Origin of the sequence: Micrococcus sp. HMSC067E09, from assembly GCF_001812555.1 — a bacterium.
Taxonomy (GTDB): domain Bacteria; phylum Actinomycetota; class Actinomycetes; order Actinomycetales; family Micrococcaceae; genus Micrococcus; species Micrococcus lylae.
On sequence record NZ_KV809453.1, the window covers coordinates 179,158 to 205,048 of the forward strand.

22 protein-coding genes are annotated in these 25,891 nt (G+C 72.8%); 13 read left to right on the forward strand and 9 right to left on the reverse strand.

Going from position 1 to position 25,891, the window contains the following annotated elements; translation table 11 throughout:
* Positions 1-470: 470 nt before the first annotated feature.
* The 4 genes from HMPREF2863_RS11140 to HMPREF2863_RS11155 all read right to left on the reverse strand — a co-directional run bounded on the left by HMPREF2863_RS11140 (position 471) and on the right by HMPREF2863_RS11155 (position 7,599).
* Positions 471-2,498 carry an ABC transporter ATP-binding protein gene (locus HMPREF2863_RS11140; RefSeq protein ID WP_083315397.1) on the reverse strand — a complete coding sequence of 676 codons (2,028 nt, stop codon included), beginning with the start codon at positions 2,496-2,498 and terminating at the stop codon, positions 471-473.
* Positions 2,495-4,384 (reverse strand): ABC transporter ATP-binding protein, encoded by a 1,890-nt coding sequence (locus HMPREF2863_RS11145; RefSeq protein WP_070640216.1) that lies wholly within the window; start codon positions 4,382-4,384, stop codon positions 2,495-2,497. Before HMPREF2863_RS11145 ends, HMPREF2863_RS11140 begins: the two co-directional genes overlap by 4 nt.
* A 79-nt stretch (positions 4,385-4,463) precedes the next feature.
* Positions 4,464-5,399: a metallophosphoesterase gene (locus tag HMPREF2863_RS11150; protein WP_070640219.1), complete on the reverse strand. Its 936-nt coding sequence runs from the start codon at positions 5,397-5,399 to the stop codon at positions 4,464-4,466.
* Between the two features lie 4 nt (positions 5,400-5,403).
* The gene (locus HMPREF2863_RS11155; protein WP_070640222.1) at positions 5,404-7,599 is read right to left on the reverse strand and encodes a transglycosylase domain-containing protein; all 2,196 of its coding nucleotides are present in this window, start codon (positions 7,597-7,599) and stop codon (positions 5,404-5,406) included.
* 69 nt (positions 7,600-7,668) lie between these two features.
* On the opposite strand from HMPREF2863_RS11155, the gene HMPREF2863_RS11950 reads away from it, so the two are divergent.
* The 3 genes from HMPREF2863_RS11950 to HMPREF2863_RS11165 are packed head-to-tail and all read left to right on the forward strand — an operon-like array spanning position 7,669 to position 9,400.
* Positions 7,669-7,836, forward strand: coding sequence for a Sp36 family protein (locus HMPREF2863_RS11950; protein ID WP_102212981.1), 168 nt, complete (start codon positions 7,669-7,671; stop codon positions 7,834-7,836).
* 3 nt (positions 7,837-7,839) lie between these two features.
* The gene (locus HMPREF2863_RS11160) at positions 7,840-8,331 is read left to right on the forward strand and encodes a RidA family protein (protein ID WP_067191722.1); all 492 of its coding nucleotides are present in this window, start codon (positions 7,840-7,842) and stop codon (positions 8,329-8,331) included.
* Positions 8,321-9,400, forward strand: coding sequence for an NUDIX hydrolase (locus tag HMPREF2863_RS11165; RefSeq protein WP_246828895.1), 1,080 nt, complete (start codon positions 8,321-8,323; stop codon positions 9,398-9,400). The genes HMPREF2863_RS11160 and HMPREF2863_RS11165 overlap by 11 nt, the downstream gene beginning before the upstream one ends.
* Positions 9,401-9,506: 106 nt before the next feature.
* Here HMPREF2863_RS11165 and HMPREF2863_RS11170 read toward each other — a convergent pair whose 3' ends face one another.
* Positions 9,507-10,184: a Crp/Fnr family transcriptional regulator gene (locus HMPREF2863_RS11170; protein ID WP_067191720.1), complete on the reverse strand. Its 678-nt coding sequence runs from the start codon at positions 10,182-10,184 to the stop codon at positions 9,507-9,509.
* 243 nt (positions 10,185-10,427) lie between these two features.
* Here HMPREF2863_RS11170 and HMPREF2863_RS11175 point away from each other — a divergent pair, with 243 nt between their 5' ends.
* The 3 genes from HMPREF2863_RS11175 (at position 10,428) to HMPREF2863_RS11645 (ending at position 13,509) form a co-directional block, all read left to right on the forward strand.
* Positions 10,428-11,633 (forward strand): MarP family serine protease, encoded by a 1,206-nt coding sequence (locus tag HMPREF2863_RS11175; protein WP_070640225.1) that lies wholly within the window; start codon positions 10,428-10,430, stop codon positions 11,631-11,633.
* A 117-nt stretch (positions 11,634-11,750) separates the two neighbouring features.
* Positions 11,751-13,340, forward strand: a complete 1,590-nt coding sequence (locus tag HMPREF2863_RS11180) for a sodium-dependent transporter (protein ID WP_070640227.1) — start codon at positions 11,751-11,753, stop codon at positions 13,338-13,340.
* 1 nt (position 13,341) lies between these two features.
* On the forward strand, positions 13,342-13,509 hold the full coding sequence (locus HMPREF2863_RS11645; RefSeq protein ID WP_083315398.1) for a methionine/alanine import family NSS transporter small subunit: 168 nt from the start codon (positions 13,342-13,344) through the stop codon (positions 13,507-13,509).
* A gap of 92 nt (positions 13,510-13,601) precedes the next feature.
* Here HMPREF2863_RS11645 and acs read toward each other — a convergent pair whose 3' ends face one another.
* Positions 13,602-15,542, reverse strand: a complete 1,941-nt coding sequence (gene acs / locus HMPREF2863_RS11185) for an acetate--CoA ligase (RefSeq protein ID WP_070640231.1) — start codon at positions 15,540-15,542, stop codon at positions 13,602-13,604.
* A 182-nt stretch (positions 15,543-15,724) separates the two neighbouring features.
* On the opposite strand from acs, the gene nth reads away from it, so the two are divergent.
* Complete coding sequence (gene nth / locus HMPREF2863_RS11190; protein WP_067191067.1) at positions 15,725-16,549, forward strand: endonuclease III; 825 nt, start codon at positions 15,725-15,727, stop codon at positions 16,547-16,549.
* Positions 16,550-16,646: 97 nt separating this feature from the next.
* On the opposite strand, the gene HMPREF2863_RS11195 is transcribed toward nth, so the two are convergent.
* Positions 16,647-17,876 (reverse strand): NAD(P)-binding domain-containing protein, encoded by a 1,230-nt coding sequence (locus HMPREF2863_RS11195; protein WP_070640234.1) that lies wholly within the window; start codon positions 17,874-17,876, stop codon positions 16,647-16,649.
* A gap of 38 nt (positions 17,877-17,914) precedes the next feature.
* Between HMPREF2863_RS11195 and HMPREF2863_RS11200 the strand changes: the two genes are divergently transcribed.
* The 6 genes from HMPREF2863_RS11200 (at position 17,915) to HMPREF2863_RS11225 (ending at position 22,610) form a co-directional block, all read left to right on the forward strand.
* Positions 17,915-18,682 carry an NUDIX hydrolase gene (locus tag HMPREF2863_RS11200; protein ID WP_070640237.1) on the forward strand — a complete coding sequence of 256 codons (768 nt, stop codon included), beginning with the start codon at positions 17,915-17,917 and terminating at the stop codon, positions 18,680-18,682.
* Between the two features lie 93 nt (positions 18,683-18,775).
* Entirely contained in the window at positions 18,776-20,173 is a 1,398-nt protein-coding gene (locus HMPREF2863_RS11205) for a TadA family conjugal transfer-associated ATPase (protein WP_070640240.1), read from the forward strand.
* Between the two features lie 74 nt (positions 20,174-20,247).
* Positions 20,248-21,237 carry a type II secretion system F family protein gene (locus tag HMPREF2863_RS11210; RefSeq protein ID WP_070640243.1) on the forward strand — a complete coding sequence of 330 codons (990 nt, stop codon included), beginning with the start codon at positions 20,248-20,250 and terminating at the stop codon, positions 21,235-21,237.
* Positions 21,238-21,458: 221 nt separating this feature from the next.
* On the forward strand, positions 21,459-21,743 hold the full coding sequence (locus HMPREF2863_RS11215; RefSeq protein WP_083315402.1) for a DUF4244 domain-containing protein: 285 nt from the start codon (positions 21,459-21,461) through the stop codon (positions 21,741-21,743).
* A complete protein-coding gene (locus HMPREF2863_RS11220; RefSeq protein WP_070640250.1) occupies positions 21,736-22,287 on the forward strand; it encodes a TadE family type IV pilus minor pilin in 552 nt (183 codons plus the stop codon). Before HMPREF2863_RS11215 ends, HMPREF2863_RS11220 begins: the two co-directional genes overlap by 8 nt.
* Entirely contained in the window at positions 22,284-22,610 is a 327-nt protein-coding gene (locus tag HMPREF2863_RS11225) for an Rv3654c family TadE-like protein (RefSeq protein ID WP_067191080.1), read from the forward strand. Before HMPREF2863_RS11220 ends, HMPREF2863_RS11225 begins: the two co-directional genes overlap by 4 nt.
* A 1-nt stretch (position 22,611) precedes the next feature.
* On the opposite strand, the gene HMPREF2863_RS11230 is transcribed toward HMPREF2863_RS11225, so the two are convergent.
* Together HMPREF2863_RS11230 and HMPREF2863_RS11235 are read right to left on the reverse strand one after the other, a co-directional pair.
* Positions 22,612-25,089, reverse strand: a complete 2,478-nt coding sequence (locus HMPREF2863_RS11230; protein ID WP_083315399.1) for a DEAD/DEAH box helicase — start codon at positions 25,087-25,089, stop codon at positions 22,612-22,614.
* Entirely contained in the window at positions 25,086-25,859 is a 774-nt protein-coding gene (locus HMPREF2863_RS11235; protein ID WP_067191082.1) for a GNAT family N-acetyltransferase, read from the reverse strand. The genes HMPREF2863_RS11230 and HMPREF2863_RS11235 overlap by 4 nt, the downstream gene beginning before the upstream one ends.
* Positions 25,860-25,891 lie beyond the last annotated feature (32 nt).

A 25,891-nucleotide genomic window follows, 5' to 3' on the forward strand; every position in this document is an offset into this window, starting at 1 on the left:
TGCGGGGTGCTTTCGTTCGGGAAACGGTCGAGTTCCAGGCGGGGACGACCATGTCTCGAACAGGCCGCGCTGTACCCGTCAGCCACAGCGCGAGTCCGGCGCCCAGTCTGAGCTGCTGTACGGCAAGGCAAGATACCCGTCCACGGCAGCGCGGGCTCGGCCCCGGAAGGGGCCGAGCCCGCGCTGCCGTCTACAGGGATCTTCTCCGTTCCGGCTTCGGCCGTCCGCCCAGACCACGTCCGGAGGCGTTGAAGGCACGGCACGGTGAGAGGGAAGGCCACGGTGACCGGGCCGTCGTCGTGGAGGTCAGGCGGGCAGCAGGACGCGACATTCTTCCGAACGAAAGTGCCAGACAACCCGACCCTTTCCCGAACGAAAGCGCCTCGAAACGCGACGGTTTCCCGAACGAAAATGCCCCCGCCCCCGCTCCCGCTCCCGCCCGCCTGCACGCTGGGCCCGGCGCCGAGCCCTCAGTCCTCCTCGGAGACGAGCGAGTCCTCCCAGGCCTGGTGCAGCGCCGCGAAGCGGCCACCGGCGGCGATGAGCTCGGCGGGGGTGCCGTCCTCCACGATCTGCCCGTCGTGGACCACGAGCACGCGGTCCGCGATGTCCACGGTGGACAGGCGGTGCGCGATGATCAGCGCCGTCCGGTTGCCCAGCAGCCGCTCCAGGCCCTGCTGCACCAGCCGCTCGGAGGGCAGGTCCAGGGAGCTGGTGGCCTCGTCCAGGATCAGCACCGCCGGGTCCGCCAGGAACGCGCGGGCGAAGGACACCAGCTGACGCTGGCCCGCCGAGAGCCGGCCGCCGCGCTTGGACACATCCGTGTCATACCCCTCCGGCAGCTCCAGGATGAACTCGTGCGCACCCACCGCGCGGGCCGCGGCCTGGATCTCCTCCAGGCTGGCGTCCGGACGGCCCAGGGCGATGTTCTCCGCGATGCTCCCGGAGAACAGGAACGCCTCCTGCGTCACCATCACCACGTTGCGGCGCAGGTCCTGCTGGGACAGCTGACTGAGCTCCACCCCGTCCAGGGTCAGGGAGCCGGAGGAGAGGTCGTAGAACCGGGCGATCAGCTTCACCAGCGTGGACTTGCCCGCCCCGGTCTGCCCGACGACGGCCACCGTCTGTCCGGCGGGCACCGTCAGGTCGAAGCGGCTCAGCACCGTCTTCTCCGGGCCGTAGCCGAAGACCGCGTCCGAGAACTCGATGCGGCCGGAGGCCACGCCCTCGCCGGCCTTCGCAGCGCCCGGCAGCAGGGCGGGCTCTGCGGCCTCCACCACGGTGGGCTCCTCCTCGAGCAGGCCGGAGACCTTCTCCAGGGCGGCCGTGGCGGACTGCAGCGAGGAGTAGAACATCGCCAGCATCTCCATGGGCTGGAACACGCGGCGGCCGGCCAGCAGCAGCGCCACCAGCACGCCCACGGCCAGCTGGCCGTCCAACACGCGGAAGCCGCCCACGATCAGCATGGCCACCACGGTCATGTTGCCGATCGCCACCAGGGCGGTCTGCAGGATGCCGAAGTAGTTCAGGGACTCGACCATGTCATTGCGGTAGTCCGTGGCCAGGCGCGTGTACGTGGCGTCGTTGGCGCGCTGGCGGCGGAAGGCCTGCACGGCGCGCATGCCGGTCATGGTCTCCACGAAGTGCACGATCGACTTCGCCGAGCTCACGCGGGAGCGGCGGTACACGTCCTCCGAGGCCTTCTGGTACCAGCGCACCAGGACCAGCACCGGGACGAACGCGATGCAGAGGATGAGGAAGCCGATCGGGTCCAGGATGAGGATCGAGACGGCCGTGAACACCATGAACACCGTGCCGGAGACCAGCGAGGCGACGCCCTGGTCCAACAGCTCGCGCAGGGTCTCCAGGTCCGAGGTCTGGCGGGAGATCACGCGGCCCGAGGTGTACTTCTCGTGGAAGGACAGGGACAGGCGCTGGGTGTGCCGGAACACGCGCAGGCGCAGGTTCAGCAGCATCTGCTGGGACGCCCGGGCAGTCAGCCACAGGTAGCCGCCGAGCAGGCCGCCGGCCAGCAGTGCGGCGCCCACATAGGCGCCGCCGACCAGCAGCACGGTCGGCAGCGGGGACTGCCCGGCCTCCACGGCGCCGACCACCTGCGGCAGACCCCAGTCGATGGCCCAGGCGATGATCAGCGGCAGCGCCGCACGGGCGGCGTTGGACACGATCACCAGCACCATCACGAGCGCCAGCTGGCCCTTCACCGGGCCGGCGAGCTCGCGCAGCAGCCGCCACGAACGACGGCGGACGTGGCGGCGCTCCTCCGCCGAGTACTCGAGGATGTCCTCGGCACGGACGCCGCGGACGCGGTCCGCCACCGACGCGCCGGCGCCGTCTGCCGACGCGCCGGTGCCGCCTGCGGCCACGCCGGCCGCGCCTGCCGACGCTCCGGCCTCGCCGGCGGACGGATCCTGCACGGCCGGGCCCTGCGCGGCGTGCTTCGGGGTGCGCTCCTGCGCGGAGCGGCTCCGGATGCTCATGCGCGCGCCTCCTCGGCCTCGGCGTTGCTGATGATGTCCCGGTAGGCGGCAGAGCGTGCGAGCAGCTCCAGATGGGTGCCCACGTCCACGATCCGCCCGTCCGCCATCACGGCCACGCGGTCCGCCAGGGCCACGGTGGAGGGGCGGTGGGCCACCACCAGCGTGGTGGTGTCCGCGAGGACCTCGCGCAGGCGTTGGGTGACGGCCTCCTCGGTGCGCACGTCGAGGGCGGACAGCGGGTCGTCCAGCACGAGCACCTTGGGCTGCGCGGCGATCGCACGGGCCAGGGCCAGACGCTGGCGCTGGCCGCCGGAGAGGGACAGGCCCTCCTCACCGATCTCCGTGTCCAGGCCGTCGGGCAGGGCACGGGCGAAGCCGGCCTGGGCGGTGTCCAGGGCCATGTCCAGCAGCTGCTGGGCCTTCTCCTCGTCGGCGAGCACGTCTGCGGGGGCGCCCAGCAGCACGTTGTTGCGGACGGTGTCCGAGAAGAGCGTGGGCTCCTCGAAGGCCACGGCCACGCGGCGGCGCAGCTCCTCGAGCGGGAAGTCGCGGACGTCCGCGCCGTCCACCTCCACGCGGCCGGAGGTGGCTTCGTAGAGGCGGGGGACCAGCTGCAGCAGGGTCGACTTCCCGGAGCCGGTGGTGCCCACCAGTGCCATGGTCTCGCCGGGGATGAGTTCGAGGTCCACGCCGCGCAGCAGGGGCGCGGTGCCCTCCGCGGCGTCCGGGTAGCGGAACTCCACGTCACGGAAGGCCAGGCCCCCGGCGGACGGGGGCAGCACGGGGAGGGCGCCGGAGGGCGGGGCCATCTCGTCCGCGTCGCCGTCCAGGCGGGTGGCACCGAGGGAGGCGGCCTCCTCCGGGTCCGTGCCGGCGGGGGAGGTGATCGCGGGACGCACGGAGATGACGTCGAGGTGACGGTCGATCGCGGTCTTGGCGGACAGGGTCATGCCGAGCAGCTGGCCCACGGACTCCACGGGGCGGGCGAGCACGGCGGTCGTCGCGAAGAAGGCGGCGAGGGCGCCGACCATCATCTGTCCGGTGGCCACCAGGTACACGCCCCAGGCCAGGCCGACGCCCAGGACGACCTCGGGCAGGGCCACCACCATCGCCACGAAGGAGGCGAGCAGGCCGGCCTTGCGGACCTCGGTGTCCTGCAGGGTGGACGCCTGGGTGCGGAAGCCCTCCAGGGCGGTGGCCCCGCGGCCGAAGGCCTTCAGGATGCGGATGCCGTGGACGGACTCCTCCACGGTGGTGGCGAGGTCGCCGGCCTGGTCCTGGGACAGGCGGGAGACGGTGCGGAAGTCGTTGCGGAAGGAGAAGGACCGGATGATGATCGGCACGGCCGCCACCAGGTACAGGAGCGCGAGCTGCCAAGAGAGCGTGAAGAGCAGGGCCACGCCCACCACGATCACCAGCGAGTCCACCACGAACATCACCGAGCCGAACGCGATCCAGCGGCGCACCAGGCCCAGGTCCGCCTGCGCGCGGGAGAGCAGCTGGCCGGAGGGCCAGGCGTCGTGGAAGGCGACGGGCAGGCGCTGCAGACGGCGGTAGAGGCCGATGCGTGCCCGGTTCTCCACGTCCGAGGCCGGCGGCAGGATGAACACGCGGCGCAGCCACACGAACAGCGCCTCGGCCAGGCCGAGGACGAGCAGGACCACGCCGGCCCACACCACGGAGGAACGCCCGCCCGAGCCGTCGGCGGAGAACACGTTGTTCACCAGGACCTGGATGACCTGGGGGATGGCGAGGGCGGCGAGCCCGGAGAGCAGGGCGGCCAGCAGCCCGCACACCCAGCGCCAGAGGACGCCGTCGAGGTACGGCCGCAGGCCCTGCACGGACTCCCGCAGTGTGCGGGGGGTGGGGGCGGCGCTGGGAGACACCCGAGAAGTCTACGGGACGGCGCCCGACGGATGGCCTGCGTCCCGACGACGGCCGCGCACCGCCGCCTGTCCGCGCGCCTCAGGCGCGGGGGACCAGGTCCAGGACGACGGCCTCGGGGCGGCAGGCCACCCGGACCGGCATGGCCGGGGCCGCGCCGATGCCGGCGGAGACCTCGAGCGGGACGGTGCGGCCGGCGGCCGTCCAGGAGGACAGCCCGGAGGCCTGCGCGCGCGGCAGGTCGCAGTTCGTCACCAGTGCCCCGTAGAACGGCAGGCACACCTGGCCGCCGTGGGTGTGGCCTGCCAGGACGAGGTCGGCGCCGTCGGCCACCATCGCGTCCAGGACACGGCGGTAGGGGGCGTGGGTGACGCCGAGGGTGAGGATCTGCTCGCGCGGTGCTCGTGTGGGGGCGGTGAAGCCGCGCCAGTCGTCGAAGCCCAGGTGCGGGTCGTCGGTGCCGCCGGCCAGGATCTCGACGGCGGCGCCGTCGCCTCCGGCGGTGAGGGTCGCCGAGCGGTTGGTCAGATCCACCCAGCCGCGGGACCGGAACGCCCGGAACAGGTCCTCGGTCTGCAGGCGGCGGGGCTGGTGCTTCAGCGGCTTCGACGGTCCGGCGAAGTAGCGGAACGGGTTGGCCGGCTTCGGGGCGAAGTAGTCGTTGGAGCCGGGCACGAAGACGCCGGGGACGTCCAGCAGCCGGCCGAGGGCGTCGAGCAGCGGCGCGATCGAGTGGTCCGAGGCGATGTTGTCTCCCGTGTTGACCACGAGGTCCGGCTCGAGGTCCGCGAGTGTCTGCAGCCAGGCCAGCTTGCGCCGGTGGAACGGCAGCAGGTGGATGTCGGACAGGTGCAGCACCCGCAGGGGCGCCGCGTCCGCCGGCAGGGCGGGGACGGTGTGGCGGCTGATCCGGTAGGCGCTGGCCGCGGCCAGGCCCCAGGCCGCGCCCGCCGCACCCAGGCCGGCCGCGGCCGCGCCGGCCATCAGGGCGGCGCGCATGGGACGGGACGGGGCCATCGGCTCAGTCCTCCGACGAGTAGGGCTGCGGACCCGGGCGGTCGATGTCCTCGAAGTAGAAGTCCTTGCCGTGCGGGTGGCTGCCCTCGGTGCCGTAGTCGGAGAACCGCGGGCCGTCCCATTCCGGCAGCTTCCCGGCCTCGTACTCGCTGTGTTCGTTGGCCTGCTCCATGTAGTCCAGCCACATGGGGCCCGAGATCTCGGTGCCGTAGAAGTTGTTGCGCTTGATGCCGTTGATGGTCTCGCCGGCGAGGGTCTTCTGGTTGGTCCAGCGGCCCACCCACGAGGCGGTGGTCAGCTTGTCCGTGTAGCCCACGAACCAGGTCGAGGACATGTTGTTGTTGGTGCCGGTCTTGCCGGCGGCCGGGAAGGGCCGGTCCTCATCCGAGAAGATGTTCTTGTCCGTGATGGCCTGCAGGATCGGCGAGATCTGGTGCACGTCGTCCTTGTCCAGGACCTGCTTGCAGTCCGGTTCCGGCACGGGGTACTCGTTGCCGGCGGTGTCCGTGACCTCGAGCAGGGCGCGCGGCTCGCAGTACAGGCCCTCCGCGGCGATCGCGTTGTAGGCACGGGCCAGGGACATCGGGGCCATGGAGTCCGCGCCGAGCACGAAGGAGGGGTTGTCCGGGGAGATGGGGAGGCTGTCCACGGCGCGGCGCAGGCCGAGCTCGGTCATCAGCGAGGTGATGTCGCAGAGGTCCAGATGGTAGGCGGCGGCGACGGTCGGGGTGTTGACGGACCAGAACAGGCCCTCGTCGATGCGGTCGCGCTTCTTGAGCCCGCCGATCACGTTGTTGATGTCCCAGGTGGAGCCGTTCTGCACCACGTAGCCGCCGTCGCGGCAGGAGGCGGCGAAGCGGGTGCCGGTCGGGTAGGTGTCCACGCTGGCGTCCACGGTGTCGATCAACTTGCCGCCGTTGCGCATCCAGGTGAGGGCCACGAACGGCTTCAGGGTCGAGCCGCTCTGGAAGCCCTCACCGCCGCCCCACTCCTTGTCCACGTTGAAGTTCAGGATGGTCTTGCCCTTCTCGTTCTCCTGCAGGGAGTAGTCGGTGTTCTGGGCCATGACCTTGATGTCGCCGGTGCCCGGCTCGAGGGAGAGCAGGGAGGCGCCGACGCCGTCGGACTCGTCGTTGGGGACCTGTCCGGCGATGGATTTCTGGGCCTCCTCCTGGAGCTTGGAGTCCATGGTGGTGCGGATGGTGAGGCCGCCGCGGTCCAGCAGGGCCTGACGGGACTTCACGTCCGGGCCGAAGGCCGGGTTGGCCAGGACCTGGCGCTCGACGTAGTCGCAGAAGTACTTGCCGAAGTCGGCGGCCAGGCATCCGGTCGGCGGGGCCTCCATCACCACGTCGAGGGGCTGCTCGACGGCGTGGTCGTACTCCTCCTGGGTGATCTTGTCGTTGCGCAGCATGGCACGGAGCACGGTGTTGCGGCGCTTCTTGGTGCCCTCCGGATTGCGGACGGGGTGGTAGCCGGTGGGGGACTGCACCATGCCGGCGAGGGTCGCGGACTCCCAGATCTCCAGGTCCTTCGCGGACTTGCCGAAGACGTACTGGGCGGCGGCCTCGACGCCGTAGGCGCGGCCAGAGAAGAGGACGAGGTTGAGGTAGCCGTTGAGGATCTCGTCCTTGGTCATCTGCTCCTCGACCGCGATCGCGAGCTTCATCTCCTTGACCTTGTCCGAGACCTTCTTCTTGCCGGACAGGGTGAGGCGCGAGTCGCCGCGCAGGACCTGCGCGTTGATGAGCATGTTGTTGACGTACTGCTGCGTCAGGGTGGAGGCGCCCTGCGTGGAGTCCGAGGTCGCGTTGTTGACCATGGCGCGGGCGAGGCCGCGGGCGTCCACGCCGTCGTGCGAGTAGAAGCGCTCGTCCTCGATGGACACGATCGCGTCCTTCATGGACTGGGCGATCTCGTCGAACGGGACCGGCGTGCGGTTCTCCTCGTAGAAGTTGGCGATGAGCTTGCCGTCCGCGGTCACGATCTTGGACGGCACCGCGACCGGCTCGTCCGGCAGCTCGTCCGGCAGGTCGTTCAGCATCGCGGCGCCGGCGTTGGCGCCGGCGCCCACGAACGCGGCTCCGGGCAGCAACAGGCCGGCCACGATCAGGCCCGCCAGGGCGGAGAGGCCGAGGAACCTCAGCATGCGGCCGACGGGCGTGACGGAGTCAGAGGAGGGGGACTTGCGCGGCGCCATGCCCGGAAGTGTACCGGGGCCGCCTGGAAGGGGAGGGCAGGAGGCGGTCCCCGTGGGTAGGGTGGCCCCATGACCGAGCAGACTCGTTGGGAATACGCCACCGTCCCCCTCCTGATCCACGCGACCAAGCAGATCCTCGACCAGTGGGGCGAGGACGGCTGGGAGCTGGTCACCGTGATCCCGGGCCCCGAGGGCTCGAATCCGGTGGCCTACCTCAAGCGTCCGAGGGGGGCCTGACCCGTGGCCGCCGCACAGGCCTCCGGCTGGGGCGAGGGGGCGGTCGCCTCCCGCCTGGCCGAGCTGGGGATCGAGCGTCCGGACGTCGCGTCGGCGGTGGGCAGCTACCTGCCCGCACTGCAGGACGGCGACCTCGTCATGACCTCCGGGCAGTTGCCCTTCGTCTCCGGCTCCCTCGAGACCACCGGCAAAGTCGGTGCGGAGGTGGACCCGGGCACCGCGAACGCCCTGGCCCGCACCGCCGCGATCAACGCCGTCGCCGCCGTGCATGCGCTCGTCGGGGACCTGGACCGCGTCGAGCGCGTGGTGAAGGTCACCGGCTTCGTGTCCTCGGCCCCAGACTTCACCGCGCAGCCGGCCGTGGTCAACGGCGCCTCGGACGTGCTCGCCGAGATCTTCGGAGAGGCCGGCCGCCACGCCCGCTCCGCCGTGGGCGTGGCCGTGCTGCCGCTCGATGCCCCCGTCGAGGTGGAGATCACCGTCCGTGTCCGCTGACGGCTCCGCCGTCCCGCCCCCGGTCTCCGTGTCCGCCACGGCGTCCTCCGGCCCCGGGGAGGCGGCGCAGGCGGCCGCCCGCGCCGCGTCCCTGCGCGCCCATCCCGCGAACCGCCGCCCGGCCGCCCCGGTCGGCCACGTGCGTCCGGCCCCGCAGCGGCGGGCCGCGCCCGCGCGCATCCCGGTGCCGCGGAGCGAGGAGGAGGCGGCCCGGCAGTGGGCCGCCCAGGACCACCGTCACGTGCGTCCTGCCCGTCGGGCCGCCGCCGTCGCGGTGGTCAGGGATGGGCCGCAGGGCCCGGAGCTGCTGCTGCGTCATCGTCCGGGCCAGACGCCGCTGGGCGTCGTCGGGCTGCCCGGCGGGTCACTGACCGACCAGGACGCGGAGGCCTGCACCTGGTACGGGCCCTCGCCCCGGGCGTGGGCCCGTCGACTCGGCATGGCCGACCTGCGCAGTGCGCGGCAGCACGTGGTGGCCGCCGTCCGGGAGCTCTTCGAGGAGACCGGCCTGCTGCTGGTGGGGGAGCGTGAGGGAGACGTGGTCATGGACCCGGCCACCCCGCTGTGGGAGGAGGCCCGCACGTCTCTGGAGTCCGAGGGGTTCGGCCTGCCCGCCCAGCTCCAGCGGCGCGGGCTGGGGCTGCGCACCGACCTGCTGCGCCCCGTGGGCCGCTGGATCTCCCCGGACTTCCGTCACCGCCGCTTCGATGCGGTGGTCTTCGCCGCCGCCGTCCCGGCGGGACAGCAGGCCACCGTCCGACCCGCGAGGGGGCGGCGCGAGGAGGCCGCCGGGCTGCACGCCTGGGTGCCTGCGGCGTCCCTGATCGAGGGCCCCGTGGCCCTGCCCGGGCCGCCGGGGTGGCTGGGCGAGTCGGGCGTCGTGGAGGCCTGCGAGGTCACCGCGCCGCCGACCCTGATGCTCGCCCACCGGCTCGCGGAGGCCGGCTCCGCGGTCGCGTTCCTGCTCGGCCTCGCCGACGGGGCGGCGGACCGGCCCCTGCCGCGTTGGCGCATGGCTCCCGCCGGGGAGGACGCCGGTCGCCTCTGGATGCGCCCCACCACGGACTGAGCTCGGGCCGGTGCCAGGTCCGTCCCCCGTGCGGCAGGAGGCCGTGACGACGACGGGCCGCTCACCCTGTCAGGTGAGCGGCCCGTCGTCGAGGGTCAGGGGTGCGTCAGCGTGAACGCTGGCGCAGGCGCTGGAGGTCGAGGACGACCACCGCGCGGTTCTCCAGGCGGATCCAGCCGCGGTGCACGAACTCGGCGAGGGCCTTGTTCACCGTCTCGCGGGAGGCGCCGACCAGCTGGGCCAGCTCCTCCTGGGTGAGGTCGTGGGCCACGAGCAGGCCGTCGGCGGCCGGGCGGCCGAAGCGGTCGGCCAGGTCCAGCAGGGCCTTGGCCACACGGCCCGGGACGTCGGAGAACACGAGGTCCGCGAGGGACTCGTTGGTCTTGGACAGGCGCTGGGCGAGGGCCTGCAGCAGCTGCAGGGACACGTCCGGGGAGGAGGCGATCGCGCGGCGCAGGTTCTCGTGGCGCAGGCCGGCCAGGCGGGTGGCGGACACCGCGGTGGCGGTGGCCGAGCGCGGGGCCGGGTTGAACAGGGCCATCTCGCCGAAGATCTCGCCGGGGCCGAGGACGGCCACCAGGTTCTCGCGGCCGTCCGAGGCGGTGCGGCCGAGCTTGATCTTGCCGGACATGATCACGTACAGCTGATCGCCCTGGTCGCCCTCGTGGAAAGCGGAGGCGCCGCGGGAGAGCTCCACCTCCGTCAGCTCAGAGGTCAGGGTTGCGAACACCTCGTCGTCCAGGTGCGCGAACAGGGGGGCCTTGCGAAGAACCTCAAGATCCATCGTACGGTGAGTCCTCTCAGTGATCACCCCCTGAGGCGAGGGTGGACCGGTCGTGTTCGGGCTGGGCACCATTGTGCCGCATCACACACGATCCTGCCGTTACCCTGACAGCCAGGGCAAGTGGCGCCCCGCGCGTCGGTGGCCGATCTGTTCCCCGCCGTCCCCCGTGACGGCTCGCAGACCGCCGCTCCTGCCCTGTCCCTCCCGTCCCTCGGCCTGGTGAGCCGGAAAGGAAACGACTGCATGCTCTTCGGAGTGACCTGGCTCGACGTGGTCCTGGTCGTCCTGCTGATCGTGGCCCTCGTCAAGGGCTACCACCGCGGCCTGTGGGTCGTGCTGGGCACGATGCTGGGCACGGTGGCGGGGGCGATCGGCGGGTTCTACCTGATCCCGTTCGTCGCCCGATGGGTCTCCGAGCCGACGCTCCGTGTGGTCGTGCTGGTGGTGGCCACCGTCCTGCTGATCTGGGCGGGCCAGCACATCGGAGTCGCCGTCGGGCGCAGAGTGCGCCTGCACGTGAACCTTCCTGCGCTGCGGCGCGCGGACCGGGTCCTCGGCTCCGTCGCCGCCCTGGCGGTCACGGTGCTGATCCTCGGTCTGATCTCCCTGTCCCTGAACTCGCTCGGCATGGCGCCGGTGACGAAGGAGATCAACCGCTCCGCCGTCCTCACCGTCACGGACCGGGTCATGCCGGACGGCAGCCAGCGCTTCCTGGCCGAGTCCCGTGCGGCCATCGCGGGCCTCGGCGTGATCCCGGAGATCGACACCCCCGTGAAGGAGGTCGCCGACGAGCCGGAAGCCGCCCCGTCCGCGACCCTCGAGGTGCCGGAGACGGAGGACGCGCAGGTCCAGGACTCCGTGGTGCGGCTGTCCGGCTTCGCCGAGCAGTGCGCCCAGACCCAGAACGGCACGGGCGTGGTCGTGGCCAAGGACCGGATCCTGACCAACGCGCATGTGGTGGCGGGCGTAGAGGAGCCGATCGTCGAGACGCAGGACCGCCAGGTGTTCCCGGGTCGGGTGGTGCACATCGATCCGGCCCGAGACCTCGCCGTGGTGGCCGTGGACGGTGCGGACCTGCCGGTCGCCCGCCACGGTGCCGACCTGGAGGACGGTGCGGCCGCCCTCGCCCTCGGCTTCCCGGCCGGCGGTCCCTACGAGGCCACCCCCGCCCAGGTGCAGGCCCGGGGAGAGCTGCTCATCAGCGACATCTACGGGCGCGAGGACTCGACCGTGGACATCTACCAGCTGAACGCGGACATCGAGCCGGGCAACTCCGGAGGTCCGCTCGTGACCGAGGACGGCACGGTGGCGGGGCTGGTGTTCGCCCGGGCCCCGGGATCCTCGACCATCGGGTATGCGATCGCCGGCGACGAGTTCGAGCGGCTCCTGGAGGACGTCGAGAACCTGGAGGTTCCCGTCCAGACCGGGGAGTGCATCCCCGGAGGATGACCCGCCGAGTGCCCGCCTGACCCCGTAGGGTGATGCAGGTCACTATGATGTGCCATGCTGTCCTCCGATGGGGGCAGACACGTCCATCATTCGCACTCGTTTCTTCGGAGGTACTCCATGACCACCGCAACCACTGCGGCCGGCGCGGTGCCGAAGCGCTCTCGTGAGGAGTTCGGCGGACGCTGGGCGTTCATCCTCGCGGCGATCGGCTCCGCCGTCGGACTCGGCAACATCTGGCGTTTCCCCTACGTCGCCTATGAGAACGGTGGCGGCGCCTTCGTCATCCCCTACCTGGTCGCGCTGCTCACCGCAGGCATCCCGATCCTGTTCTTCGACTACGCGATCGGCCACCGCTTCCGCGGCGCCCCGCCCCTGGCCTTCCGCCGCCTGCACCGCGGCGCCGAGTGGATCGGCTGGTTCCAGGTCTTCATCTGCTTCGTGATCGCCGTCTACTACGCCGCCATCATCGCCTGGGCGATCATGTACACGTGGTTCTCCACGGATCACGCGTGGGGCGAGGACCCGGAGGGCTTCTTCTTCGGCACCCACCTGCAGATGTCCGAGAACCCGATGCCGTCCTTCGACTTCGTCTCGGCCGTCTTCTGGCCGATGCTGATCGTCTGGGTCATCTGCATCCTCTGCATGGGCTTCGGCGTCCGCAAGGGCATCGCCGCCGTCTCCATGGTCGGCATGCCGCTGCTCATCGTCATGTTCATCGTGCTCGTCGTGGTCGCCCTGACCCTGCCGGGCGCGGCCGTGGGGCTGAACGCCTTCTTCACCCCGAACTGGTCCGCGCTGCTCGAGCCGGGCGTCTGGATCGCCGCCTACGGCCAGATCTTCTTCTCCCTGTCCGTGGGCTTCGGCATCATGATCACCTACTCGTCCTACCTGAAGCGCCGCACCAACCTCACCGGCTCCGGCCTGGTGGTGGGCTTCTCCAACTCCGGCTTCGAGGTCCTCGCCGGCATCGGCGTGTTCTCCGCCCTCGGCTTCATGGCCCAGGCCTCCGGCATCCAGGTGAGCGACGTCGTCACCGGCGGAATCGGCCTGGCCTTCATCGCGTTCCCGACGCTGATCTCCCAGGCCCCGATGGGTGCCCTGATCGGCGTCCTGTTCTTCGGTTCCCTGGTGGTCGCCGGTCTCACCTCCCTGATCTCGATCCTGGAGGTCGTGGTGGCCGCCGTGAAGGACAAGCTGGGTCTCGGCCGCTGGGCCGCGGTGCTCATCGTGGTCGGCGGCTGTGCGGTCATCTCAATCGTGCTGTTCTCCACCACCTCCGGCCTGCAGCTGCTGGACACCTCGGATGCCTTCATCAACAACCTGGGCATCGTGGGCGCCGCGCTGATCGCCTGCGTCACCGTGGCGATCGTCCTGCGCAAGCTGCCGGTTCTGGTGGACCACCTCAACGCGATCTCCTCGTTCCGGGTGGGCACCATCTTCAAGGTCCTGGTCACCGTGGTCATCCCGCTGGTGCTGGCCTATCTGTGGATCTCGGACATCATCAACAAGGCCACCACCCCGTACGAGGGCTACCCGCTGGACTTCCTGGCCATCTTCGGCTGGGGCATGGTGGCCTCCGGCCTCGTCCTGGCGGTGGTGCTGTCCCTCGTCCCGTGGTCGAAGAAGTCCGCCCTGCACTCGGAGCGCAACGAGAACGAGTCCATCCAGACCGGTGCCATCCCCACCGTGTCCACGAAGGAGGCCTGACATGGATCCCATCGCCATCGTCATGATGATCGTCATGTGCGGTCTGATCTGGGGCGGCCTGCTGGCCTCCCTGCTGCACCTGATGAAGCACCCGGACGAGACGTCCGGCGTGCTGGGGACCGAGCCCGAGCCCGGCGACCCCCGCTACGTGCGCACCGGCGAGGACTGAACAGGTCCGCACCGCGCCGAAAGGACCCCGCCTCCTGCATCAGGAGGCGGGGTCCTCGTCGCTGCGGCGTCCGCCGCCCGGGTGCGCCGGCCTCAGCCCTTGGAGCCCATGGCGCCGACGATCTTCTGCATGACCGTCGGGTCCGCGAGGGTGGACGCGTCACCCGGATCGCGGCCCTCGGCCACGTCCTTGAGCAGGCGACGCATGATCTTGCCGGACCGGGTCTTCGGCAGCTCCGGGACCACGAGCACGCGCTTGGGCTTGGCGATCGGCCCGATGTCCTGGCCCACATGCAGGCGCAGCTGCTCCTCCATCTCGGCGGTGTCCGGGTCCTTCGCAGCGGCCTCCTCGGTGAGCAGGACGAACGCGTACACGGCCTCGCCGGTGGTGTCGTCCGCGGCGCCGACCACGGCGGCCTCGGCCACGGCCTCATGGGCCACCAGCGAGGACTCGATCTCTGTGGTGGACAGGCGATGGCCGGAGACGTTCATGACGTCGTCCACGCGGCCGAGCAGCCAGATGTCGCCGTCCTCGTCGTATCGGGCGCCGTCGCCGGCGAAGTACATGCCGAGGAAGCGGCTCCAGTAGGTCTCCTTGAAGCGCTGCGGGTCGCCCCAGATGCCGCGGAGCATGGACGGCCACGGCTCGCGGGCCACGAGGAACCCGGCGCCGGTGCCCTCCATGGGTGCGCCGGTCTCGTCCACCACACACAGATCCACGCCGGGGACGGGCCGCTGGGCCGAGCCCGGCTTCAGGGCGGTCACACCCGGCAGCGGGGTGAGCATGTGCGCGCCGGTCTCGGTCTGCCACCAGGTGTCCACGATCGGGCAGCGTTCCCCGCCGATGACCTCATGGAACCAGCGCCACGCCTCCGGGTTGATGGCCTCACCCACGGTGCCGAGCACGCGCAGGCTGGACAGGTCGTACTCGTCCGGGATCTGGCGGCCCCACTTCATGCAGGTGCGGATGGCGGTGGGGGCGGTGTAGAAGATCGTCACGCCGTACTTCTGGACGATCTCCCACCAGCGTCCCTGGTGCGGGGTGTCCGGGGTGCCCTCGTAGATCACCTGGGTGGCGCCGTTCACGAGCGGACCGTAGGCGACGTAGGAGTGGCCGGTCACCCAGCCGACGTCCGCGGTGCACCAGAAGACGTCGGTCTCCGGGTGCAGGTCAAAGGTGTCCCGGTGCGTGGCCGAGGCCTGCACCAGGTAGCCGCCGGTGGTGTGGAGGATGCCCTTGGGCTTTCCCGTGGTGCCGGAGGTGTAGAGGATGAACAGCGGGTGCTCGGCGTCGTGCCACACGATCTCGTGCTCCTCGGAGGCGGTGTCCACCACGTCGTGCCACCAGACGTCACGGCCCTCGACCATCTCGGTCTCGATCCCGTTGCGGCGCACCACGAGCACGTGGTCCACGGTGTGGCCGGGCTCCTTGAGCGCCTGGTCCACGGCGGGCTTCAGAGCGGAGGCCTTCCCCCGGCGGTAGGAGCCGTCGCAGGTCACCACCAGCGTGGCCTCGGCGTCGTCCACACGGGAGCGCAGGGCGTCCGAGGAGAACCCGCCGAACACCACGGAGTGCACGGCGCCGATGCGGGCGCAGGCGAGCATCGTGATGACGGCCTCGGGGATCATCGGCAGGTACACGGCCACGCGGTCGCCCTTGGCCACGCCGAGGGACTCGAAGGCGTTGGCCGCCTTGCGGACCTCGGCGGCCAGCTCCGCGTAGGTGTAGGTGCGGGTGTCGCCCGGCTCACCCTCGAAGTGGATGGCCACGCGGTCGCCGTGGCCGGCCTCCACATGGCGGTCCAGGGCGTTGTAGGCGGCGTTCGTGGTGCCGTCCGCGAACCACTTGGCGAACGGGGCGTCGGACCAGTCGAGGACCTCGGTGAAGTCCTGCTCCCAGTGCAGCTGCTCGCGGGCGCGGCGGGCCCAGTAGGCCAGGCGGTCCGCCTCGGCCTCCTCGTACAGCTCCGCGCCGGCCACGGCGTTCTTCGCGAACTCCTCGCTGGGCGGGTAGACGGTGACGTCCTCGGACATGGTTCTCCTTTCGGGGAGGGTGCACGGTCACCCGCCACCACATGCCTGTGATGCGGGCCACATCATTGCCTGTCGCAAGAATGCCGCCACGGCGGGGGTCGAGACAAGTACATGCCGTTGTGTGACGCGCGCCTAGAGTGGGTCACCGGACCCCGCCCCAGCCGAACAGGAGCACAGGACCCGTGAGCCGGACAGACCCAGGCGACCGAGCCGCCGTCGCGACCCCGACGGGGGAGACCCTGCTGGGACTGAAGCGCCGCGTGCGCAAGGTGCACCGCGTGCTGGGGCAGACGTATCCGTATGCCGTGGCAGAGCTGGACTTCACCACGCCGTTCGAGCTGCTGGTGGCCACGGTGCTGTCCGCGCAGACCACGGACGTGCGGGTCAATGCGGTCACCCCGGCCCTGTTCGCGCGGTTCCCGGACGCCACGGCCATGGCGGCCGCGGACGAGGTGGAGCTGCAGGAGCTGGTGCGCCCCACCGGCTTCTACCGGAACAAGGCGGCCGCCGTCCTCAAGCTCTCCCGCGAACTGGTCGAGCGCTTCGACGGTGAGGTGCCCGGGCGCCTCGAGGACCTCGTCACCTTGCCGGGGGTGGGCCGCAAGACGGCGTTCGTGGTGCTCGGCAACGCCTTCGGCCAGCCCGGCATCACGGTGGACACCCACTTCGGCCGGCTCGCCCGCCGCCTGGGCATGACCGAGCAGATCGACCCGGTGAAGGTGGAACACGAGGTCGCCGCGCTGTTCGAGAAGCGGGACTGGACCTCCCTGTCCAACCGCCTCGTCTTCCACGGCCGGCGCATCTGCCATGCGAAGAGGCCGGCGTGCGGCGCCTGCCCGGTGGCGCAGTGGTGCCCGTCCTACGGCGAGGGGGAGACCGACCCTCAGAAGGCGCAGCAGCTGCTCTCCTACGAGCTCAAGCCCGGCCGTGAGCAGCTGCACCGCCTCATGCTCGAAGGCAAGACCCGTCGCGAGCTGCGGGCGATGGGCTACGGCTTGGAGGCCTGACCGCCGCCGGCCCGCGCCCGGCGTGACGACGACGGCCGCTCGCCGCCGTCTGGCGGCTCGCCTCGTGCGGGGCGGGTCGTGAGACGGAGCCGTCGACTCAGTGGTCGTCGCGCAGCCGCGCCTCGATGTCCGCGACCGTGGCACGGGCGAACAGGCCCACGCCGGTCAGCGTGGCCGAGGCCGGGCCGCACCAGTCGCCGTAGCCGAGCAGGTAGAGGCCGTCCACGTCGGCGCTGGCTGTGCGCAGATGCTCGTGCATGCGCGGACGCCCGGACCGGGTGGGCTCCTGCAGCAGCGGGCGCAGGTGGCGCAGCTCCGGGCGGAATCCGGTGCACCACAGGACGTCGTCGAACCGCTGTTCGGTGCCGCGGACCGCCGCTGCCGCGGGTGCGCCGGCGCCGGAGGGCCAGCCGTGGCGGCGGCCGGCGTCCGTGTCCCAGGCGGCGCCGTGCGCGGTGAGCCGGGACGGGGCGGGGACGGCGTCCATCGCGCCGGCGTCCCGGGCCGCACGGACCGGCGGCACGGCCACGATGTCCCCGAGGTCCTCGCCCGGCGTGCCGACCTGCTCCGTCCGTCGGCCCAGCACGCGGGCGGAGGCCAAGCGGAACAGGACGCGGCCGTCCACGTCGTCCGGCATGAACCGGGGCGGGCGCTGGGTCGCCCAGGTGACAGCGGCGGCGGAGCCGTGCAGGTCCGCGGCGATCTGCGCTCCCGAGTTCCCTCCGCCCACCACCAGCACGCGACGGCCGGCGTACCCCTGCGGACCGGTGTAGGCCGAGGAGTGGCGCTGCCGTCCGGTGAAGTCCGCGGTGCCGGGCAGGGCGGGCACGAAGGGGCGGGTGAAGGAGCCGGTCGCCGAGACCACGGTGCGGGACAGGGCGAGGAGGCGGCCGTCGTCGTCCCTCAGCGCGAAGCGCCCGTCCTGCCGGGAGACGGAGGCGACGCGGACGCCTCGGCGGACGGGCAGGTCGTAGCGGGATTCGTAGTCGGCCAGGTAGTCCACCACGTGCGCGGCGTCCGGGTTGTCCTCGCCGGAGCCGGGCATCCGCCGGCCGGGCAGGGACGAGTGCTCGGCAGGGGAGAACAGGCGCAGCGAGGGCCAGTGGCGGGGCCAGGAGCCGCCGGGCTCGGAGGAGGCGTCGAACAGGGCGAACCGCGGGGCCGGGCCCGGGGAGCGGCCGCGCTCGACGTCCTGGGCCCAGCGCCGCAGGAAGTACCCGCACGCCAGCCCGGACTGGCCGGCGCCGACCACCGCGACGTCCAGCGGCTCGTCGAGAGCAGTCCCGTCCGCGGACGGCTCGGTGCGGGGTGCGGAGCCGGTGTCCATGGGGTGAGCGTAGCCGGGCCGGGCACTACGGTGGTGGGATGACCTCCGCCGCCTCCGCCCGCCCGAGCCTCGACGACGCGCACCGCGCCCTGCAGGACCTCGTGGCCGCGCACGGGGCGCCGGAGAACGCGTCCGGCCGGGAACCTGCATCGCTGACCCGGGTCCCGGCGGCCTCGGCCCGCACCTGGGGCTTCCGCTGGCCGTCCACGCCGGACGCCCGCGCCTCGGCGGTGCTGGTGCTGTTCGGCTCCCTGGACGACGTCCCGGCGCAGCACGCCTCCGCTGCCGTGCACCCGGACGTGGACGTGCTGCTGACCCAGCGCGCGGCCACCCTGCGCACGCACGCCGGACAGGTCGCGTTCCCGGGAGGCCGCGTGGACCCGGACGACGAGGACGTGGTGGCCACCGCCCTGCGTGAGGCCGAGGAGGAGACCGGCCTGGACCCCGCCGGCGTGGAGGTGCTCGGCGTCCTCCCGCCGGTGCCGGTGTCCGTGTCCGGCTACGTCATCCATCCGGTCATCGGCTGGTGGCGGGAGCCTTCCCGTGTGGCCGTGGTGGACCGCCAGGAGGCGGCCGCCGTGTTCCGCGTGCCTGTGGCTGATCTGGTGGCACCGGAGAACCGCTTCGTGGTCGCCCGGCCGGGTGGCCGGACGGGCATCACCCCCGGGTTCGGGGTCCAGGACCGCTTCGTCTGGGGCGTCACCGCCGCCATCCTGGACCGCATCCTCCACCTGCTGGACTGGGACACCGCCTGGGACAAGTCCGTGGTGCTCGACGCCGAGACCCGCCGCCCCGTCTCCGGCTGACCTCTCCTGCACAGGGTGCCCGCCGGCGGCCCTGTGTCCACAGATCGGCCCGAGGCGTCCCCGGCGCGGACGCCGGGAGATGGACTGGGGGACATGCGTCCCTTCGTGCCCGAGCCTCCCGTGATCGCCCGCCCTCGCCGCCGCCTGCGGCACCCGGACCTGATCGGCCGGCTCCGCAGGGCCCGTGAGCCCGAGCCCGCTGCGCAGCCGCGTCCCGACGACGGCTCCCTCTCCGCTGCCTGCGCCGTCGCCGGGAACGTGTCATCGCCTGCCGTCGACCAGGCGATGACGCCGCCGGCGTGGGTGGACCGGGCCCGGTCCTGGCTGGCCGGACGTCAGGCGAGGGGCGACGACGACGGCGAGGCGGCCGCCGTCGGGACCGGCGGTGAGCCGACCGAGCAGGCCTGCCGCGCGGCCGTGGAGGCCGTGGCGGAGCAGGACGGCCTCGTGCTGACGGCAGGTGGGGCGGCCGAGCGGGCCCGGCTGCTGGCCGATGAGCTGTCCGGGTTCGGCCCGCTGGCACCGCTGGTGCGGGCGGACGGGGTGACCGATGTGCTCGTGGACGGGAACGGGAGGGTGTGGACCGACGGCGCGGACGGGCTGCGGCAGACCGGGACGATCCTGCCGCCCGAGCGGGCGCGGCAGCTGGCGGTGCGCCTGCTGCACCGGGCCGGCCGACGCCTCGACGCCGCCGTGCCGCTGGCCGACGCCCGCGTGGACGGGATCCGCGTGCACGCCGTGCTGCCGCCGCTGTCCGGGGCGGGGCCGCTGCTGAGCCTGCGCGTGCCGTCACGGCGCAGACCGAGCCTGGCCGTGCTCGCCGAGGGCTGGCCGGACGGCGAACGGTGGCAGGCGGCGGTGCGGCACCTGGTGGCCGCGCACGCGACCGTGCTGGTCTCCGGGGCGACCGGCACCGGCAAGACGACGCTGCTGTCCGCCGCGTTGGGGGAGGCGGACCCGGCGGAGCGGATCATCACCGTGGAGGACACCCTGGAAGCGGCTCCGGCGCATCCGCATGTGGTCTGCCTGCAGGCGCGGTCGGCCAACGCCGAGGGGGCCGGAGAAGTCGGGCTGGCCGAGCTGATCCGGCAGGCGCTGCGCATGCGGCCGGACCGGCTGGTGGTGGGCGAGTGCCGTGGCGCGGAGGTGGCCGAGATGCTCACCGCCCTGAACACCGGCCACCAGGGCGCGTGGGGGACCCTGCACGCCAACTCCGCCGACGACGTGCCCGCACGCCTGACCGCCATGGGCGCGCTGGCCGGATGGTCCGCCGAGGCGCTGACCGCCCAGGTGCACGCCGGCGTGGACGCGGTGCTCCACCTGCGCAGGGACGCGGCCGGGCGGCACCCGGTGTCCCTGGCCGTGCCCGTGGTTGAGGAGCACGGGGCGGGGCTGCGCATGCTGCCGGTGCTCACGGACGTGGACGGCCGGGCGGTGCGCGGCCCCGGATGGGACGTGCTCGCGGCCCGGCTGAAAGGGCGGGCCCCGTGAGGGCGCGGCTTCCCAGCCGGCTGCCCAGCTGGCGGCCCAGCCGAGTCGGGGCGAGGTGGCGCCGGTGGACGGCCGTGCGGACCGGTGCCGCGGACCGGCAGCGGCTGCGGTTCGTCGAGGCCGTGCGCCGCTGGGCCGCGCTGCTGCGCACCGGTTCGGGTGAGGGGCAGGCGTGGAGGCTGGTGGCTGACCGGGAGGACGTCTGCGTGCGCCCTGAGCCGGGGTGCTGCCTCGGCCACAGCCTGCGCGGCCTGGCCGCCGCCGTGGAGCTCGGGGCTGACCCGCGGCGGGTGTCCGGACCGAGCGGAGTGGTCGAATGGCAAACGCTGCTGGCGCTGCTTCAGGTCTGCCGGGCCTCGGGTGCGGCGCCGGCGGAGACGGCCGAGCGGTTCGCGGACGCCTCCGCCGCCGAGCTGGACGCCGAACGGGCCCGACGCGCCGCGGCGGCCGGACCGAAGTCCACCGTGACGCTGTTGCGCTGGATGCCGCTGGGCGGGCTGGGGATCGCCTGGCTGCTCGGGGCGGGGCCGGATTCCCTGCTCGGCGACCGGCTCGGCTGGTTGGTCCTCACCGCCGGGGTGCTGTTCGCCGCGGTCGGGCACGTCTGGGCGCAGAGCCTGCTGCGCACTGCCGCCGGCCCCGGGCGTGAGGTGGACGCCGCCGCCTGGCTGGACGTCACCGCGGCGCTGCTGCGCTCGGGGGCCTCGCTGGTCGGGGCGCTCGAGCGGGCCGCCGTGGCCCTGCCGGGTGGGCAGCGACTGCGGCCGGTGCTGGCCCGGCTGCGCTGGGGCGCCGACTGGGACGAGGCGTGGGAGGACCTGGCGGATGAGGAGCTGGCGGAGCTGGGCCGACGCCTGCAGCCGCTGCACACCTCGGGCATGGCCGGGGCCGCCGGTCTCACCCAGGCGGCCAGGGCCGTCCGACAGGAGCGGCGCCGCACCGCCGAGCTGGCCGCCGAACAGCTGGCCGTACGCCTGGTGGTCCCGCTCGGTCTGTGCCACCTGCCGGCCTTCGTCTGCCTCGGCGTGCTGCCCCTGCTGCTGATGATGCTGCGCGGACCGTGATGAGGGAGCGGCAAGCGGCACGCCGGGGGCGAAAGTCCGCCGGCGCAGCCCCGAACCGGCCCGTCCCGTCCTCCACAGCCGACCGACACGCCGTGCCTGTCCACGGCGCGCCCGAGCGGCCCGGCAGCGGCACCACGGAATGCAGAAGCCTGGAGACATCGGGCATCCGGCCCGGCAGGTCCGCACCGACGCGGACCGTCACACCGATGGAGGGAAACATCATGAACCACACCGCCCAGGACACCGAGAACGCCCGCGTCGTCGCCGCGGCCTCCGAGGCCGCGGCGGAGGCCGTCCAGCTCGCCGCCGTCAAGGCCCTCGGCGCCCGCCGCGCGGCGTCCTGGTCCGCCCGGCTCCAGGACGACACGGGCGCCACCACCGCCGAATACGCCATCCTCACGCTCGCTGCGGTGGGCTTCGCCGGCGTCCTCGCCCTGGTGCTCTCCAGCGGCGACGTGCAGGGCATGCTCGCCGACCTCGTGGGCGAGGCGCTGAACCGTGGCTGACGTCCACACCGATCTGCTCCGGGCCGGGCGCCAGACCGTCGCCCGGCCCGGGGCCGACCGCCCGCGGCGCCCCCACGCCCGGGCCACCGCCTGCCTGCGCGCGGACCGCGGTGCCGTCACCGCCGAGTACGCGGCGCTGCTGCCGGTGGCGGTGCTGGTCATCGCCGCCGTGGTCGCCACGGGCGGGGTCGGCCTGCAGCAGGTCCGCAACCAGGACGCCGCCGGGGCCGCGGCTCGCATCATCGCCCGCGGCGACTCCCCGGAGCAGGCGGCCCAGGCCGTCACCCGGATGGCGGGGGAGGGCGCCTCGGTCGACCACCACGACGACGGCACCTGGGTCTCCGTGACCGTCGCCCGGGGTGCCCCCGGGCCCCTCGGCTGGCTCCCCGACCTGCAGGTGAAGGCGGAGGCCTCAGCACCGAACCAGAGGGCGCAGACCGGTCCCGCACCGGCGAACCCACCGGCCGACGGGGATGCTCCGGCGCCGGAGCCGGCGCCGTCGTCCGAGCCGACACCCGACGCCGAGGAGGGCGAGGGGCCATGAGCGGCACGCTCACCGCCCTCGGGACGGCCTCGCTGGGACTGGGGCTCTGCGTGCTGGTCGCCGGCGTGGGCCAGGGAGCCCACACCGCGGCCGTGGCCAGCGGCGCGGCGGACCTGGCGGCGCTCGCCGCCGCGGATGCCCTGCGCGGGATCGACCCCACCGGCACGGACGCCTGCGCCCTCGCTGAGACGACGGCCGAGCGCAACGGTGCCCGGCTGGTCTCCTGCGAGCCCGGCGACCAGTCCACCGTCACGGTCACCGTCGCCGTGGAGCAGGCCTTCGGTGCCGACGCGGAGGCCACCGCCAAGGCGGGCCCGCCGTGACTCAGGCCTCGTCGTCCGCGGCCGCCGTCGGCGCGAACCCGGCCGGCAGGACCTGCTCGGCGGGCACCTCCGCCAGGTCGTCGAACGTCCGGGACAGCAGCGCCAGCACGGTGAGGGCGCCGCCCTTGTCCAGAGGCGAGTTGCGGTTGCCGCACTTGGGGGACTGCACGCAGGAGGGACAGCCGTCCTCGCACTCGCAGGTCGCCACGGCGGCCGCGGTCGCCTCCACCCAGCGGCGCGCCTGCGCGAACCCGCGCTCGGCGAAGCCGGCGCCGCCGGGGCGGCCGTCGTAGACGAACACGGTGGGCACGCCGGTGTCCGGGTGCAGGACCATGGAGACACCGCCGATGTCCCAGCGGTCGTTCGAGGCCACCAGCGGCATCATGCCGATCATCGCGTGCTCGGCCGCATGCAGGGCGCCCGGCAGCCGGTCCGTGGTCAGTCCGGCGGCCACCAGCTCCTGAGACGTCGCCTGGTACCAGACCGCCTGCGTGAACAGGTCCCTCGCCGGCAGCTCGAGCGGCTCCTCGCCGAGGACCTCACCGGAGATCAGCGCCTTGCGCTGGAAGGACACCACCTGGGTGGTCACGCGGACGTCGCCCACGGACCAGCGCACCGAGGACCCTGCCGACGCCACCTGGCGGACGACGCCCTGGATCTCGATCTCGGTGACGTCCCGGGCGTTGGTGAAGTAGTCCGGCCACGCCCGCTGCACGATCACCGCGTGCGCGTCCTCGTCCAGCTCCAGCACCAGGTATGTCCGGTTCTGATGGATGTACACCGCGCCCGGGTGTGCCTGGTAGTGGGTCTGCGGGGAGTCCATGGTGCCCAGCAGTGCCCCGGACTCGGCCTCGATGATCTGCACGGGCCCGCCGCCGTCGTCCCGCAGGGACACCATGCCCGCCGCATGCTCCGGGTGGGTCCAGAACCAGCCGGCCGGACGTCGGCGCAGCAGCCCCTGCTCGCAGAGCCGCTCCACCAGTGCCCGCACCGCGCCCGGTTGCCCGAACCTCGGCAGGTCCTCCGGCGTCAGCGGCATCTCCGCGGCCGCCGCGCACAGCTGCGCCCCCAGCAGATGAGGGTTCTGCGGGTCCACCACGGTGTCCTCCACGCCGAGGTCGAACACGGCCTCCGGGTGCTCCACCAGGAAGGTGTCCAGCGGGTCGTCCGAGGCCACGAAGAACGCCAGGGACTCGCCGCCGGAGCGCCCGGCCCGGCCGATCTGCTGGAAGAACGAGGCGCGTGTGCCGGGCCAGCCGGCCACCACCACGGCGTCCAGGCCGGCGATGTCGATGCCCATCTCCAGGGCCGGCGTCGAGGCCATGCCGAGCAGCTCGCCGGAGCGCAGCTGCGCCTCCAGCTCGCGCCGCTCCTCCGGCAGATACCCGGAGCGGTACGCGGCGATCCGGCCGCCCAGCCCCGGCTCGACCTGATCGAGCTGGCTGCGCGCGATCGAGGAGATGGACTCGGCCCCGCGCCGGGACGTGATGAACGCCAGCGTCCGTACGCCCTGCAACGCCAGGTCCGTCACCAGGTCCGCCGCCGTGGCGGTGGCCGAGCGGCGCACCGGCGCCCCGTGCTCGCCACGGCGGTCGGTCAGCTCCGGCTCCCAGAACGCCACGGTCACCGCGCCGTGCGGGGAGCCGTCCTCGGACACCTGCACGGCCTCGGCGCCGATGAGCTGGGAGAAGTGCTCGGCCGGGGCCGCCGAGGTCGCCGAGGCGCCCATGAACACCGTCTCGGCCCGGTCCCGCCGGTAGTGCGCGGCGATCCGCCGCAGCCGCCGCAGCAGGATCGCCACCTGGGAGCCGAAGACGCCGCGGTAGGTGTGTGACTCGTCCACCACCACGTAGGCCAGGCGCCGGAAGAAGTCAGCCCAGCGCTCGTGGTGGGGCAGGATCCCCACGTGCAGCATGTCCGGGTTGGTCAGGATCACGGAGGCGTGCTGCCGGGCCCACACACGCTCGGCCGGGTCGGTGTCCCCGTCGTAGGGGGCCACCTGCAGCTCCGGCATCCCCTGGGCCGCGATGCGCGTCCAGGAGGCCAGCTGGTCCGCGCCCAGGGCCTTGGTGGGGGACAGGTACAGCACGGTCGCCCGCGGATCCTTGGCCAGCGTGGACGCCACGGCCAGCTGGTAGGCCAGCGACTTGCCGGAGGCGGTGCCGGTGGCCACCACCACGTGGCGGCCGTCCAGGGCGGCCTGCGCGGCCTGGACCTGGTGGGACCAGGGCCGTTCGACCCCGAGCGCACGGAGGGCCCGCACGAACCCCTCGGGGGTGCGTGCGGGCCAGTCGACCGGTCGGGCCGGCCGGGCAGGCAGGTGACGGATGTGCCTGACCTGCTCCGGAAGGCGACGGCGGCCGAGGGCCGCGCAGATCGACGCCGCATGCTCACCGCCGGAAGGCGAGGGGCCGCCGTCGGGAACGGGTCCCGGGGCGGCGGAGCCCCACGGATCCGGGGTGGAGGAGGAGTCGGTCACCTACTCATCGTGCCAGTGTGCTCCGGGCTCGGGATGGACTCGCCGTCACCGCGGACCCAGATGGAGACCGGGGCGAGGTCGTTCCAGCCGAGGTGGCCGTAGAGCATCTGCCCGTCCGGGGAGGCCACGAGCAGGCCCTCGGAGATGTCGCCCTGGCTCATCGCCTCGCTGGTCAGATAGCGCATCACCAGGGAGCCGAGGCCCTTGCGGCGGTGCTGCGGGGAGGTCCAGATGCGGTCGTACACCGCGGTCGAGCCGGAGAAGGTCACCCAGCCCATGGCGGCCAGCTCGTCCTCGCCCTCGGGGGCGGTGGAGGCGCCGGTCGCCATGATCCGCAGGCGGCGGCTGCCGGTGACGGGCTCGTCCACGTGCGCCTCGTAGCCGTCCGGCATCAGCGGGGGCTCCACGTCCTGGACCTCGAGGTCCATCTCCACGGACATGAGGCGTTCGGAGTCCACGGCCTGCTTCAGCCCGGCGCCGGGCAGGTCCGCCTCGGCCTCGCCGAAGACGGTCACCATGCGTTCCGGGTGCTCGTCGAGATCCTTGAGGATGGGGTCGAGCTCGGCCTGCGTCGGGGCCACGAGCACGTACTCCCACGCCGCGGGGACGTCCATCGTGGCGCGCCCCGAGCCGCCCGGGATCATGCCCGCCGGGCGCGAGGTGCGCAGCGCGGAGCGGGTCCGTCCGTCCTGGCGGGTCTCGTAGCCGCGGGAACGCGACCAGGCCTCGAACCAGGTGTCCACCAGTGCGTCGTCCTTGAAATCCGTCATGGCTCCGACACTACCTGCCGTTGTGAGGTCGG